The sequence below is a fragment of the Flavobacterium sp. MK4S-17 genome (assembly GCF_009848495.1).
In the GTDB taxonomy this organism is placed as follows: Bacteria; Bacteroidota; Bacteroidia; order Flavobacteriales; family Flavobacteriaceae; genus Flavobacterium.
In genome coordinates this window covers 1-15,059 of sequence record NZ_WWEP01000010.1, presented here as the reverse complement: position 1 = coordinate 15,059, position 15,059 = coordinate 1, and the positions used below count along the sequence as shown (strand labels likewise).

Sequence of the window (15,059 nt, the reverse complement as noted above, 5' to 3'; positions counted from 1 at the left end):
TTAGTTTGTTTGTTTGTGTTTGGCGCCCTGTGTAACAGGGCGCTTTACTTTTTCGGCATCATTTTAACACTGTTGGTATAAATAGTAAAGTAATAAATAGTTTTAATAAAATGTTAATAACTTAGGTGCTAAAATGGGCGGTTTTATAGCATAATCACCCCTGTTTTGTTATATTTGTTCGTTAAACTTAAAAATACGTTAACTATCATTTATGAGTGAGGAAATAAATAAAAGCAATTATTCGGCAGACAGTATTCAGGCCCTTGAGGGAATGGAGCACGTAAGGATGCGTCCTTCCATGTATATTGGCGATGTGGGTACACGCGGGCTTCACCACCTTGTATATGAGGTTGTTGATAACTCTATAGACGAGGCGCTTGCCGGGCATTGTGATACTATTAATGTTACTATTAATGAAGATGATTCCATTACCGTAGAGGATAATGGCCGTGGTATTCCGGTAGATATACACAAAAAGGAAGGGGTTTCGGCGCTTGAAGTGGTAATGACCAAAATTGGTGCCGGAGGTAAATTTGACAAAGATTCCTATAAAGTATCGGGCGGGCTTCATGGTGTAGGTGTTTCGTGTGTTAACGCCCTTTCAGACCATTTAAAAGCAACGGTTTACCGCGATGGTAAAATATATGAGCAGGAATATGAAAGGGGCAAGCCTGTTTATCCTGTAAAGCAAACAGGTGAAACGGGGAAAAGAGGTACAACTGTTTGGTTTAAGCCTGACAGCAGTATTTTTACCCAGACAACCGAGTATTCTTATGATACGCTTGCCGCACGTATGCGGGAGCTTTCATTCCTTAATAAAGGTATTACCATTACCCTGGTTGATAAAAGGGAAACAAACGAAAAAGGCGAATACCTTTCGGAGACTTTCCATTCGGAAGAGGGGCTTAAGGAATTTGTTAAGTTCCTTGACGGTAACCGCGAGCCTATTATTGCCAGTGTTATCAGTATGGAAACCGATAAAGGGGAAATACCTGTTGAGGTTGCCCTTGTGTATAACACAAGCTACACTGAAAATATATTTTCGTACGTAAATAATATTAACACCCATGAAGGGGGTACACACCTTTCCGGTTTCAGGAGGGGGCTTACCAATACCCTTAAAAAATATGCCGATAATTCCGGGCTTCTGGATAAACTTAAGTTTGAAATATCGGGCGATGATTTCCGCGAAGGGTTAACAGCTATTATTTCGGTTAAAGTAGCTGAGCCGCAGTTTGAAGGACAAACCAAAACCAAGCTGGGTAACCGCGAGGTAGTGGCTCCCGTAAGCCAGGCAGTAAGCGAAATGCTGGAAAATTATCTTGAAGAAAACCCCAACGATGCAAAAACAATTGTGCAGAAGGTTATTCTTGCCGCACAGGCACGCCACGCTGCTAAAAAGGCACGCGAAATGGTGCAGCGCAAAACCGTTATGGGTGGCGGTGGGCTTCCGGGTAAACTTTCGGACTGTTCTGAGCAGGATCCTGCAAAATGCGAAATATTCCTTGTAGAGGGTGACTCTGCGGGTGGTACAGCCAAGCAGGGGCGCGACAGGAATTTCCAGGCGATATTGCCATTAAGGGGTAAAATACTTAATGTTGAAAAAGCAATGCACCATAAAGTGTTTGAAAATGAGGAGATACGTAACATATTTACAGCATTAGGCGTAACCGTTGGTACGGCAGAAGACAGCAAGGCATTAAACCTTGAAAAGCTTCGCTACCATAAAGTGGTTATTATGTGTGATGCGGATGTTGACGGAAGCCACATTTCTACACTTATCCTTACATTCTTCTTCCGCTTTATGAAGGAGCTTATTGAGAACGGCCACGTATATATTGCTACACCGCCTTTATACCTTGTTAAAAAAGGCAATAAGAAAGAGTATGCATGGAACGACAGCCAGCGTGACATGATTGCCGAAAGAATGGGGGGCGGTGTTACTATACAGCGTTATAAAGGTTTGGGAGAGATGAATGCAGAGCAGCTTTGGGATACTACTATGGATCCTGAGTACAGGACGTTGCGCCAGGTGAGTATTGACAGCCTTACCGAAGCCGACAGGATATTCTCTATGCTGATGGGGGATGAAGTACCGCCAAGGCGTGAATTTATTGAAAAGAATGCGGCTTATGCCAATATTGATGCATAAGTTGTAAATCATATTTAAAGGGGCAGGTTAATAATCTGCCCTTTTTTATTATCGTTTACAGGTTAAAATTATCAGCCTTATATAAATGATAATATTTATAGGTTTTATATACTTTGTTTTGCTAAATTTGTAAGCAACAATACAATATTCAAAGATTTATTTTAAAATTTAACCAAGCCTAAAACATATTAAAAATGAAAGTAACAATAGTAGGTGCCGGTAATGTGGGCGCCACGTGTGCAGATGTAATTTCGTACAGGGGTATTGCAAGTGAAGTTGTTTTACTGGATATTAAGGAAGGTTTTGCCGAAGGCAAAGCTATGGATATTATGCAGTGTGCTACAACCACTGGTTTTAATACAAAAGTTTCAGGAAGCACAAACGATTATTCCAAAACTGCGAAAAGCGATGTTGTGGTTATAACTTCGGGCATACCAAGAAAACCGGGTATGACAAGGGAAGAGCTTATCGGCATTAATGCGGGAATTGTAAAATCGGTTGCCGACAATGTACTTAAACATTCACCCGATGCTATTATAGTTGTAGTTTCTAACCCTATGGATACAATGACCTACTTAACCCTTAAGGCTACAGGCTTGCCAAAAAACAGGGTTATAGGTATGGGTGGCGCGCTTGATAGCTCACGTTTTAAGTATTATCTTTCAAAAGCACTTGATAAACCGTCTAATGATGTACAGGGAATGGTAATAGGCGGGCATGGTGACACTACCATGATACCGTTAACTCGCCTTGCGTCATACAACGGCAGCCCTGTTTCTAATTTCCTTGCGCAGGATGTACTGGATAAGGTAGCTGCTGATACTATGGTAGGCGGTGCTACACTTACAGGTTTGTTAGGTACATCGGCATGGTATGCACCGGGAGCTTCGGTAGCATATCTTGTGGACAGCATACTGAATGACCAGAAAAAAATGATTCCATGCTCTGTATTGCTTGAAGGTGAATATGGACAGGAGGATATTTGCCTTGGCGTACCTTGCATTATAGGCAAAAATGGCCTTGAGGAAATTGTAGACATCAAACTTGATGAAAACGAAAAAGCTTTGTTTGCAAAAAGTGCAGATGCAGTAAGAAATATGAATGCCGACCTGAAATCAGTACTGGCTTAAGATATTTTTAAATTAAAAAGAAAGGCTGCCTTCGGGCAGTCTTTTTTTTATGATAATATTAGTAAATAAATTGGTTAATCGTATGGTAAATTATATATTTGCTCGTTTTTAAAAAATGGAATAATTAATTTTTAGTACTAATGCAGAATAAGGGACTCATTAAATTTTTCGCAATTATTTTTGCGTTGGTAAGTATTTACCAGCTTTCATTCACATTTGTTTCCAATAGCATTCAGGATGATGCAAAGGCTTTTGCCGGGGGAGATTCCAAAAAAGAACTTCGCTACCTTGACTCTATAGGTAAAGAAAAGGTTTTTCTTGGCTATACTTACAACGAGGTTAGGGACAAGCAGATAAACAAAGGACTTGACCTTGAAGGCGGTATTAACGTAATACTTCAGATATCTGTTAAGGATATTATTAAAGGCCTTGCCAACAATTCTCAAAACCCGGTGTTAAACAAAGCCCTTGATGAGGCTACAAAAAACAGGCAGGGTAACCAGGATTACATGGATGCTTTTTTCATTGCTTTTGATAATGCTTCTAATGGGAATGTAAAGCTTGCATCGCCGGAACTGTTTACCAACAGGATAATGGGTGATGATGTTAACATCAAGATGACAGATGCTGAGGTTAAGGAAGTAATAAGAAGGAAAGTTAATGAGTCTTTAGACAGTGCTTTCAGGGTACTATCAGAGCGTATAGACAAATTTGGCGTTGTACAGCCAAACATACAGAAACTTGGTGAGTCAGGAAGGATTTTAGTTGAATTGCCGGGTGCTAAGGATATAGACCGTGTAAAGAAATTATTACAAAGTACTGCACAGCTTGAGTTTTGGGAAGCTTATAAAGTTAGTGATATACAAAACTTTCTTTTAGCTGCCAATGAAACTTTAAAAGCTACAGAAAAAGCAACTGTTGATGTTAAGGAAGAAAAGCCGGCTTCAGCAATTGATACATTACTTACAGATAAGGCTGATGATACTGCTGCAGTAGCTAAAGGCAATAACCCATTATTTGAAAAGCTCGGTGTTAACCAGCCTGCAAGTACTATAATAGGTTTTGCTTCAACAAAAGACACAGCAAAAATCAATGAATATTTTAAAAGGGCAGATATACGTTCTTTACTATCCGGCGACCTACGTTACATAAAATTTGCATGGGGCAAGGAAGATGAAAGGAAAGCACCGGGTATGGTTCAGCTTTATGCGCTTAAAGGCAATAGGGATAATGTACCGCCATTAAGTGGTAATGTTATTACAGGTGCTAATGAATCCTTCGACCAGTTTGGCAAGCCGTCTGTTGAAATGCAGATGAATGCCAAAGGCGCACAGGAATGGGAGCAGCTTACAGGTAAATCGTTCAGGGAGCAGGTGGGTATAGCCATCGCCCTTGATAATGTTGTATATTCTGCACCGGTAGCTTCTGAAGCTATTGCCGGCGGACGTTCTCAAATTTCAGGTTCGTTTGATATTACCGAAGCAAAAGACCTTGCCAATATATTAAGGGCAGGTAAGCTTCCCGCATCAGCCGATATAGTACAGTCAGAAGTAGTAGGCCCTTCACTTGGCCAGGAAGCCATTGATAATGGTATCAACTCCGCATTAATAGGATTACTTCTTATATCGCTATGGATGATTGTTTACTATGGTAAAGCAGGATGGTTTGCCAACATAGCACTTGCAGTAAACCTTTTATTCCTGTTTGGCGTGCTTGCCAGCCTTGGTGCTGTGTTAACGCTTCCGGGTATAGCGGGTATAGTACTTACAATGGGTACAGCGGTTGATGCCAACATAATTATTTATGAACGGGCTAAAGAGGAAATGCGAGCAGGCAGGACGCTTGATGAAGCTATTAAAATTGCCTTTAGCTGGAAAGGTGCCATGTCATCTATAACAGATGCAAACGTTACCACCATACTTACAGGTTTAGTGCTTTTAATATTCGGTACAGGCCCTGTAAAAGGATTTGCCACTACATTATTGATAGGTATTTTTACTTCATTATTCACAGCCATTTTTATAACGAGGATATTATTGGATTGGGGTGCAGGAAAAAGCCGCAGCCTTGCCTTTACTACGCCAATGTCTAAAAACTGGTTTACAAGGTTTAACTTTAATTTCCTTGGTAAAAAGAAAATTGCCTATGTTATTTCAGGTGCTTTAATTTTAGCGAGCTTTATTTCATTTGGTGTTAACGGGCTTGACCAGGGTGTAGATTTTGTAGGCGGAAGGACATTCCAGGTTCGTTTTGAAAACTCAGTATCTGCTGACCAGGTTAAACAGGAACTAACCAATGCTTTTGACAGTAATGTTGATGCCAAAATATTTGGTAGTGACTCTCAGCTTAGGATAACTACTAAGTATAAAGTTAATGAGCATGGTGTGGAAGCAGACCAGGAGGTTAATAAAATACTTTTTGAAACCCTTAAAAAATATTATAAGGGCGACATGACTTACGATAAGTTTGTAAACACTTACGAAGGTAAGCAACTGGGAATAATGCAGGCTTCCAAAGTAGGGCCTACAATTGCAGATGATATTAAAACCAACTCATACTGGGCAGTTATAGGGTCGTTGGCAATAGTGTTCCTTTACCTGATGATAAGCTTCAGGAAGTGGCAGTACAGCTTAGGTGCGGTAGTTGCCGTAGCGCATGACGTTATTATAGTGTTGGGTATTTACTCTGCATTCTACAAAATAATGCCTTTCCAAATGGAAATGGACCAGCACTTTATTGCTGCCATCCTTACAGTTATCGGTTATTCATTAAATGATACTGTAATTGTGTTTGACAGGGTAAGGGAGTATATATCGGGTAAAACCAAAGGTAAGTTTGCTGATATAGTAAATGCTTCTATTAATACTACATTGTCAAGAACAATCAATACTTCGCTTACTGTAATATTCGTGTTGCTTATCATGTTTATTTTTGGTGGTGAATCTATCAGAGGATTTATATTCGCAATGTTAGTGGGTATATTTGTGGGTACTTATTCATCTTTATTTGTGGCAACACCAATATTGGTTGATACAGTATCTAAGAAAGAGAAAAACAAAATTGAGCAGGAGCACAACGAAGTTGCATAACCTGCACCACATAAAAAAAGAAGCCCGGCCTTATAGCCGGGCTTCTTTTTTTAATTAATACTGTACTAATACATTTATGTGCTTAGCAATTTTTAAACTATATTAGCGTTAATTTTTAAAGGATAATTTTAAAGCTGATTTTTATATGGTAAACATTCAGAATGCCGACAGCCTTTCTGTGGCCAGTGATGCGCTTGCTAATGAGATGGCAACGCCAACCGAAAAAACATTATCAATTTGGGACTTGCTTACAAGTGGCGGTATTGGGGGGCAGATTATTATGATAGTGCTGGGGCTGCTGTTCTTTGTGGCAATTTATCTTTATATTGAAAGGGCACTTGCCCTTAAGGCAGCTTCTAAAATTGATAAGGGCTTTATGAACCAGATTCGTGACCATATAACCCATAGGCGTTTTGATAGTGCCAAACTTTTATGCCAGCATACCAACTCACCCGTATCAAGGCTGATTGAAAAGGGTATAACCCGCATAGGCAAGCCGCTTGAAGATATAAACAGCGCCATAGAAAATGCAGGTAAACTGGAAATTTATAATCTTGAAAAAAATGTAAGTATACTGGCAACCATATCCGGTGCAGGCCCTATGATTGGGTTTTTGGGTACCGTGGTTGGTATGATACTTGCGTTTCATGAAATAGCAAGCGGTGGTGGGCAAATTGAAGTAGGTGCGCTTGCAAGTGGTATATATACCGCCATGACAACTACAGTTGTGGGGCTTATAGTGGGTATTTTTGCATACATAGGCTATAACCACCTTGTGGTGAAAACGGATAAGATAGTTAACCAGATGGAAGCTAATGCGGTTGAATTCCTGGATTTATTAAATGACCCGGTATAATTATGAAGTTTAGGAGCAGAAACAGGGTAACGCCCGAATTCAATATGTCATCAATGACAGATATAGTTTTCCTGTTATTGATATTTTTCATGCTTACCTCTACAATGGTAACAACAAATGCACTTGACCTTAATTTGCCGAAGGCAAAAGGAAAAACAAATAATAACCAAAATGTTTCGGTTAACATTACCAAAGAGCTGGAGTATTATATAGATAAGGAACCTGTTGCCAAAGATAACCTTGAAGCAAAGCTTAAATCGCTTTTGGCTGCCGATGAAGGCAAAGCGATTATATTAAGGGCAGAGCAGGGGGTGCCTATAGAAAATGCAGTAGCTGTTATGGATATTGCTTACAGGAACCAGTTTAAAATTGTTCTTGCCGTAGATCCTAAATAATTTTTTATGAAGTATTTGGAAACAGAACATGAAAAGAAATCATTTGCTATCACAACTGCAATATTTGTGGTATTACTGCTTTTATGTTTCTTTTTCGGGATGACATATATGGATCCGCCACCTGAAAATGGTATTGCCATTAATTTTGGTACTACTGAGTTTGGTTCAGGCGACATTCAGCCTACAGAGCCTGTAGCATCGGCACCACAGCCGTCAGAGTCTGCACCGGACCCAACTCCTGTTACCGAAGATGTAATTACCCAAGATGAAACGGATGCGCCTGTTATTACAAAAGAAAAACCCAAACCGGAAAAACCAAAAGAAAAACAGCCTGAAAAACCTAAAAAGGAACCTGCGCCTACACCTTCTAAAAGTACAACAGATGCATTGAACAGTCTTATAAACGGGCCTAAGAGTGATGGAAAAGCACAAGGCGGCGAGGGTGATGATAATCAGGCAGGAGATAAAGGCAGCCCGGATGGAGACCCCTACGCCAGTGCCTATTATGGAGGCGGCGGTGGTAATGGTTCAGGAAAAAAATATGGACTAAACGGGAGGTCGATAGTTTCTACAGGTAAAGTTCAGCAGGATTGCAATGAAGAAGGAACAGTTGTTGTTAAGATAGAAGTAGATAAAACAGGCAGAGTTGTTAAAACAACACCCGGTGTACAGGGAACAACTAACAACGCCTCCTGCCTTTTAAAAGCGGCAAGGGAAACAGCATTTAAATACCGATGGAATTTAGATGAGAAAGCACCTAATACACAAATAGGTTTTATTGTGGTTAACTTTAAACTTGGCGATTAGTCAGGTTCAGAAAAATAATGTAATGCAAAAATAAAAGCCGTTCCTTTAAAGAACGGCTTTTATTTTATTGATTTAGTATATTTATAAAGTTTCAGTCCTGTTTTTAGCGGTAAATATAAGGTAAAAGCCTGCCAGTATAAATGGTATGCTTAACCATTGCCCAGTTAACAATATTGGATTTTCACCTTCAAAACCGCCTTGGCTTTCCTTTACAAATTCTACTATAAAACGTACAGACCAAAGCAATACAAGAAACACACCAAAAATCAATCCATGCTTTTTGCGTGCATCGGTTTTCCAATACATAAAGTATATTATCAGGAAAACAAAAACATAGCCAAAAGCTTCATACAATTGCGCGGGATGCCTGAAAGGTATTTTTGCCAGTATATCGCTAAACTGAGGGTCATTTTGTATTAAATCATAAGCCTTATTATAATCTTTTTGGCCCGTAACACGAATAGCGTCACCTTTATTAAGCCAGTCTTCGCCCCTTATAAATTTTACGGCAGTTGGTACATCTTCGGTGGTGGCTTTGCCTAAAATCTCACTGTTAAAAAAGTTACCGAGCCTTACAAAAATACCTCCGCTGGTAACAGGTATAACCACCCTGTCCAGCATCCATAGCAATGGGCGGTGAATTATTTTCCTGCTGTAATATATCATGGTAAGTATTATGGCAATAGCAGCACCGTGGCTCGCCAGCCCGGCAAACCCTGTAAACTCAAATTCAGGGCTGAAACGAAAAGGAAGCAGTATTTCTTCAGGATGGTTTTTAAAATAATCCCAGTCATAAAAAAATACATGCCCAAGCCTTGCACCAAGCAGGGTAGCAACCAATGTATATATAAAAAGCTTGTCCAGCTTTTCCATTGATTCGCCTTCACGTTCAAATATCTTTTTCATTATAAACCAGCCCAGCCCGAAAGCCACAACAAACATAAGGCTGTAATAGCGGATCATTGCCGGCCCAAGGTTAAAGCCTTCTGATGGGTTCCATATAATGCTTAAAGTGTGAGTCATGTATTATGTTTTATTAAGTTGACCGTAAAAATAAATAAATTACAGTCAAAAATGTATAATCATCAGGAATGTTTGTGTGCGCTTTTTTCCGGTACAGGGTCATAACCCCGACCGCCCCACGGGTGGCATCGTGCTATACGCTTAATACTTAGCCAGCTTCCTTTAAAAAGGCCGTGACTTTGCAATGCTTCAACGGCATAATGTGAACAGGTGGGCGTGTACCGGCAGGCTGAAGGTGTAAAAGGGGATATTGCCGCCTGATAAAAACGGATTAGCGCTATAAAAGGTAGTATTAGAATTTTTCCTGCTTTCAAATTACTGTATTGAAAAGGTAGTCCCTTCTTTAGAATCTTTTAGCTCTATGCCTAACACCTTCAACTGGTCCCTTATTTGGTCTGAAAGCGCAAAATCTTTATTGGCCCTTGCTTCATTCCTCATACCGATAAGCATATTTACTACACCCTCCAGTTTGTTATTGTTATCATCATCGGCAGCTTCATCTTTAAGCCCAAGTACATCAAAAATAAATGCATTTAGTGTATTGCTTAACAGTTCAAGGTCATTTTGTGTAATAGTTTCCTTTCCGTCCTTTAAGAGGTTAATATAGCGTACAGCCTCAAAAAGCTGGGCAATAAGTATGGGGCTGTTAAAGTCATCGTTCATGGCATCATAGCACAATTGCCTCCATTCGGCTATATTTAGTGATGATGAGCCTGAAGGCTTTATTTCCTTTAATACCTCTATGGCTTCCATAAGGCGGTTAAAGCCTTTTTCGGCAGCTATAATGGCATCGTTGGAAAAATCGAGTATGCTCCTGTAATGTGCCTGCAACATAAAAAAGCGTGTAACAACAGGGCTGAATGATTTGCTTAGCTTGTCATTATTGCCTGAAAATATTTCTCTTGGTAATATATTATTGCCTGTGGATTTCGACATTTTTTTACCGTTAAGTGTAAGCATATTGGCGTGCATCCAGTAATTTACGGGAGTTTCCCCGGTGCAGGCTTCATTTTGTGCGATTTCACATTCGTGGTGCGGAAATTTTAAATCCATACCACCGCCGTGAATATCAAAATGGTTGCCTAAATATTTTGTACTCATTGAGGTACACTCAAGGTGCCATCCGGGAAAACCATCTCCCCAGGGTGATGGCCAGCGCATTATGTGCTGTGGCTCTGCTTTTTTCCAAAGCGCAAAGTCCTGCGGGTTTCTTTTCTCGGTCTGGCCAGAAAGCTCACGGGTATTGGCAAGCATATCGTCAATATTCCTCCCGCTTAGTTTGCCATAATGGTTGTTTTCATTAAACTTAACCACGTCAAAATATACAGAGCCGTTTGACTCATAGGCAAAACCATTATAAAGTATCTGTTTAATGGTTTCTATTTGTTCAATTATATGCCCGGTTGCGGTTGGCTCTATACTTGGTGGCAGGGTGTTGAATAGTTCCATTATCTGGTGAAAGTCAACAGAATACTGCTGTACTATCTCCATAGGTTCAAGTTTTTCCAGCCTTGCCTTTTTTGCTATTTTATCTTCCCCTTCATCAGCATCATCTTCAATGTGTCCCACATCGGTAATATTACGCACATACCTTACCTTATAGCCCAGGTGTTTCAGGTACCTGAAAACCAGGTCAAACGAAATAAAAGTCCGGCAATTGCCAAGGTGCACATTACTGTAAACAGTGGGGCCGCACACATACATTCCCACATTACCTTCATGTATAGGTGAAAAAACTTCTTTTTCACCGCTTAGCGAATTGTAGATTTTTAGTTCCTGGTTTTGGTATAAGTGCATAAAATATATTTTAAATATTAAAACTGGGTATCCAGTTTAATGTAATCTAAAAATTCCCTTTTTACGTTTTCGTCTTTAAATTTACCGCCAAATTCAGAGGTAACAGTACTGCTTTCAATATCGCGTATGCCTCTTGAGTTAACACAAAGGTGCTTGGCATCAATCACGCAGGCAACATCCTGTGTATTAAGTACTTTTTTAAGTTCCTCTACTATTTGTATGGTAAGCCTTTCCTGTACCTGCGGCCTTTTTGCATAAAAGTCAACAATGCGGTTCATTTTAGATAGTCCTACAACAGTACCGTTGGAAATATAAGCCACATGCGCACGGCCTACAATGGGCAACAGGTGATGCTCGCAGGTAGAATATATGGTTATATTTTTTTCAACAAGCATTTCGCCATACTTGTATTTGTTTTCAAATGTAGATGAGCCGGGTTTTTTAGCAGGGTTAAGCCCTTCGAAAATTTCCTTTACAAACATTTTTGCAACACGGTTGGGTGTGCCTTTAAGGCTGTCATCCGTCAAGTCCATACCAAGCGTGTTCAGTATGTTCTCTACATCTTTTTTAATTGATTCTATTTTTTGCTCGTCCGTCAGGTCAAAAGCATCCGGGCGCAGTGGTGTATTGAAATTTGTGGCAATATGGTTGTCTCCAATTTCGTCTTTAAAATCGTAAGCCATTAATATAAATATTTAATAGTAAAAATCAGGTGGCAAAGATAATTATAAAAGTTGGATTTTACTTTTAAAGCAGGTATTTACAACAGCATAATTTAAACCAAATAGTTTTTTAATGTTCAGGTAGGGAAAATATATGTATATCTGTTATATATTAAGAAAACTGAAATTTAACGTTTTTCTTATGTCAAATTTATGTAAATTTCGCGTCCTAAACCTCAAATAAGTTATGAAAACTAATTACTTGGCGTTAATAATGTTATTATTAACAACCTGTGCCTTTGCACAAACAAAAAAAACTTCGCAAAATCAGGCTGTGAACTCCACCAGTCTGTCTTCAGAAAATAAAATTGTTGTTCTCGATACTGTATTCTATACTTCTATGAGGCTTGAATGCCATTTGGATTCACCTCAGAATATAACAATAGTTGTCAAAAATAAAAACAATGAAGTTGTAGATACTCAGGAAACTAATGCGAACACTTCCGGTGTTTTTAAAATAGGGATTCCAAATATTGCTCCTGGAAAGTATATTTTAAATATACTGGGTTCTGAGGGCAAGCTGCTATATAATGGTGAAATCGAAAAATTAAAGTAACTGGATTTTAAGATGAGAAAAAATACTAAAAGATTAATACTTGGCTTATTTCTTTTTATAGGTAATATGGTATTGGCACAGGTTTCACCCGATTGTGCCACGGCGGTTCATATATGTGAGGACTCACCGCAAACAGGTGTTGTTGATGGCCTTGGAGATGATGATTTTCCGGGGGCTGGCGGTTCCGGCTGTTTAGGAGGTGGAGGTGGAGGAGCCACAACTGTGGAGTCAAATTCAGTTTGGTATAGTTTTACTATGCAGGCAGGAGGAGAATTTGGTTTTAATATTGTACCGGTTAATATGAACGAAGATTGGGATTATGCTCTATACGGGCCTTTCAGTTCTCCAATAGGTAACTGTGGTGCGAATTTAGGTGATCCTCTAAGATGTAATTATAGCCCGGTCAGAGGTCATACGGGGGTTGGTGTTAATCCAAACACTGGTACTGAAACAGCTACCTATGAGCCTTGGCTTCAGGTTTTGGAAGGAGAAACTTATATACTTCTTGTAAATAATTTTTCGGCTACCAACTCAGGTTTTACTATAAACTTTACAGGTTCTATATATGACAGCAACCCTACAGGGGTTTTAAATTGTGATGTGCCTTGTGATGTTACCCTTGGTGGTGATTTTGAACTTTGTCCTGGTGCTACAAAAAATATATTTGCTTATGTTACAGGAAATATTGATAATAATGAAAATGTTTATGAGTGGACAAGGGGTACAGAAGTTTTAAGTGAAACAGGAAATACAATTGTTGCTGACCAGCCTGGAGTGTACTCAGTAAAGGTTTTAAATAATGATTGTTTAAATGAGCCTACCGATACAATAACGGTTACCAGCCCAAGCCCGTTGCCCATAACGCCGGCTCCGGATATAGCGCTCTGTGTTACATCGCTGTCTCCGCCTTATACTTTTGATATATCTCAAAACACACCTATAATACTTAATGGGTTGAATCCTGCATTTTATCCTGTTACCTATTATGCTACCAGCTATCAGGATGCAATAAATGGTTATGATGATGGAATTATACCTGCTGCTCAGCTTTCGGCATATTCAGCAGAGCCTAACACTCCTATATATGCCAGGGTGGAGGATTATAATACAGGGTGTGCAACCGTAACAACATTTGAACTCGTTGTATCATTAGAGCCTACTGCCACTGCACCATCAAATCAGCAAAAATGTGATGTTGATAACAGCGGCGATGAAATTTTCGACTTAACTGAGGAGGAAGATGTTATATTGGGAGGGCAGAGTTCTATCGATTATGTAGTAACCTATCACACTACCCAGGCAGGCGCTACCAGTAATCCTGCAGCAGATGTTATACCAACTCCAGAAACGTTTAATGGAGCCAACCAAACTATTTATGTGCGGGTTTCGGGTGCAAGTGCCCCTGCGTGTTATGCCACTACATCTTTTGATCTTTCTATAATACCAACACCGCAGGTTATTGTACCTGCAGACGAAGAGGCATGTGATTCTTTTGAATTGCAGCCGCTTACTGTCGGTAATTATTATGACCAGCCAGCCGGTCAGGGTAATATGTTGCCTGCAGGTACTATTATTACTGCTACACAGGATATTTATGTTTATGCCGAATCTGGCACAACTCCTAATTGTACAAGTGAGGGTAGTTTTACAGTAACCATAAACCAGACTCCTGTAGCAGATAATATAGCTGATATTACAGTGTGTGATAGTTATGAACTACAGCCTTTAAGTGCTGGAAATACATATCACACAGCACCGGGCGGCGCTGGCACTGTGTTGCCTGCCGGTACTGTTATTACAGCTACACAGGATATTTACATTTATGCCGAAACAGGAACAACTCCTAACTGTACTGATGAAAGCATGTTTACAGTAACTATAGTGCCACTGCCTGTGGCAGATACTATGCCTAATGTTACAATGTGTGATAGTTATGAACTACAGCCTTTAAGTGCAGGAAACACATACCATACAGCGCCGGGCGGAGCAGGCACAATCCTTGCGCCGGGTACCTTTATAACTTCTACTCAGGATATTTACATTTTTGCTGAAACAGGAACAACACCCAACTGTACAGATGAAAGTATGTTTACAGTTACAATACTGCCAATTCCTGTAGCAGATAATCCTGCTGATGTTACAATGTGTGATAGTTATGAACTGCCACCATTAAATCCTGGGAATACATACCATACAGCACCAGGTGGCGCAGGAACAGTTTTACCTGCCGGTACTATAATAACTTCTACACAGGATATTTACATTTTTGCCGAAACAGCTACCACTCCTAATTGTACTGATGAGAATATGTTTACGGTAACTATTTTACCTTTACCTGTGGCAGATACACCTGCCAATGTTACAATGTGCGAAAGTTATGAGCTTCCGGCATTGAGTGCAGGTAATGTATATCGCACAGCACCCGGTGGTGCAGGTACATTATTGCCTGTGGGTACAATCATTACCACGACCCAGGACATTTACATTTATGCTGAGACGGGTACTACGCCGAACTGCACTGATGAGAGCATG

Annotated in this window: 11 protein-coding genes and 1 pseudogene; 8 read left to right on the top strand and 4 right to left on the bottom strand. The window is 39.9% G+C overall.

Going from position 1 to position 15,059, the window contains the following annotated elements; genetic code table 11:
* The first annotated feature begins 211 nt into the window (after positions 1-211).
* The 6 genes from gyrB (at position 212) to GSF09_RS04410 (ending at position 8,429) form a co-directional block, all read left to right on the top strand.
* The gene (gene gyrB / locus GSF09_RS04435; RefSeq protein ID WP_159799734.1) at positions 212-2,152 is read left to right on the top strand and encodes a DNA topoisomerase (ATP-hydrolyzing) subunit B; all 1,941 of its coding nucleotides are present in this window, start codon (positions 212-214) and stop codon (positions 2,150-2,152) included.
* Between the two features lie 194 nt (positions 2,153-2,346).
* The gene (gene mdh, locus GSF09_RS04430) at positions 2,347-3,282 is read left to right on the top strand and encodes a malate dehydrogenase (RefSeq protein WP_159799733.1); all 936 of its coding nucleotides are present in this window, start codon (positions 2,347-2,349) and stop codon (positions 3,280-3,282) included.
* Positions 3,283-3,422: 140 nt separating this feature from the next.
* Positions 3,423-6,371, top strand: coding sequence for a protein translocase subunit SecDF (gene secDF / locus GSF09_RS04425; RefSeq protein ID WP_159799732.1), 2,949 nt, complete (start codon positions 3,423-3,425; stop codon positions 6,369-6,371).
* A 145-nt stretch (positions 6,372-6,516) separates the two neighbouring features.
* Entirely contained in the window at positions 6,517-7,227 is a 711-nt protein-coding gene (locus GSF09_RS04420) for a MotA/TolQ/ExbB proton channel family protein (RefSeq protein ID WP_159799731.1), read from the top strand.
* Positions 7,228-7,229: 2 nt separating this feature from the next.
* The gene (locus GSF09_RS04415; RefSeq protein ID WP_159799730.1) at positions 7,230-7,622 is read left to right on the top strand and encodes a biopolymer transporter ExbD; all 393 of its coding nucleotides are present in this window, start codon (positions 7,230-7,232) and stop codon (positions 7,620-7,622) included.
* Positions 7,623-7,628: 6 nt separating this feature from the next.
* The gene (locus GSF09_RS04410; protein ID WP_159799729.1) at positions 7,629-8,429 is read left to right on the top strand and encodes an energy transducer TonB; all 801 of its coding nucleotides are present in this window, start codon (positions 7,629-7,631) and stop codon (positions 8,427-8,429) included.
* 81 nt (positions 8,430-8,510) lie between these two features.
* On the opposite strand, the gene lgt is transcribed toward GSF09_RS04410, so the two are convergent.
* The 4 genes from lgt to folE all read right to left on the bottom strand — a co-directional run bounded on the left by lgt (position 8,511) and on the right by folE (position 11,932).
* On the bottom strand, positions 8,511-9,452 hold the full coding sequence (gene lgt, locus GSF09_RS04405) for a prolipoprotein diacylglyceryl transferase (RefSeq protein ID WP_159799728.1): 942 nt from the start codon (positions 9,450-9,452) through the stop codon (positions 8,511-8,513).
* 62 nt (positions 9,453-9,514) lie between these two features.
* Positions 9,515-9,766, bottom strand: a complete 252-nt coding sequence (gene yidD / locus GSF09_RS04400; RefSeq protein WP_159799727.1) for a membrane protein insertion efficiency factor YidD — start codon at positions 9,764-9,766, stop codon at positions 9,515-9,517.
* 1 nt (position 9,767) lies between these two features.
* Entirely contained in the window at positions 9,768-11,249 is a 1,482-nt protein-coding gene (gene cysS / locus GSF09_RS04395; protein ID WP_159799726.1) for a cysteine--tRNA ligase, read from the bottom strand.
* 17 nt (positions 11,250-11,266) lie between these two features.
* Positions 11,267-11,932, bottom strand: coding sequence for a GTP cyclohydrolase I FolE (gene folE / locus GSF09_RS04390; protein ID WP_159799725.1), 666 nt, complete (start codon positions 11,930-11,932; stop codon positions 11,267-11,269).
* A gap of 226 nt (positions 11,933-12,158) precedes the next feature.
* On the opposite strand from folE, the gene GSF09_RS04385 reads away from it, so the two are divergent.
* Positions 12,159-12,527 carry a DUF3244 domain-containing protein gene (locus GSF09_RS04385; protein ID WP_159799724.1) on the top strand — a complete coding sequence of 123 codons (369 nt, stop codon included), beginning with the start codon at positions 12,159-12,161 and terminating at the stop codon, positions 12,525-12,527.
* Positions 12,528-12,539: 12 nt separating this feature from the next.
* Positions 12,540-15,059: pseudogene (locus GSF09_RS04380) on the top strand (hypothetical protein); the annotation flags it as partial.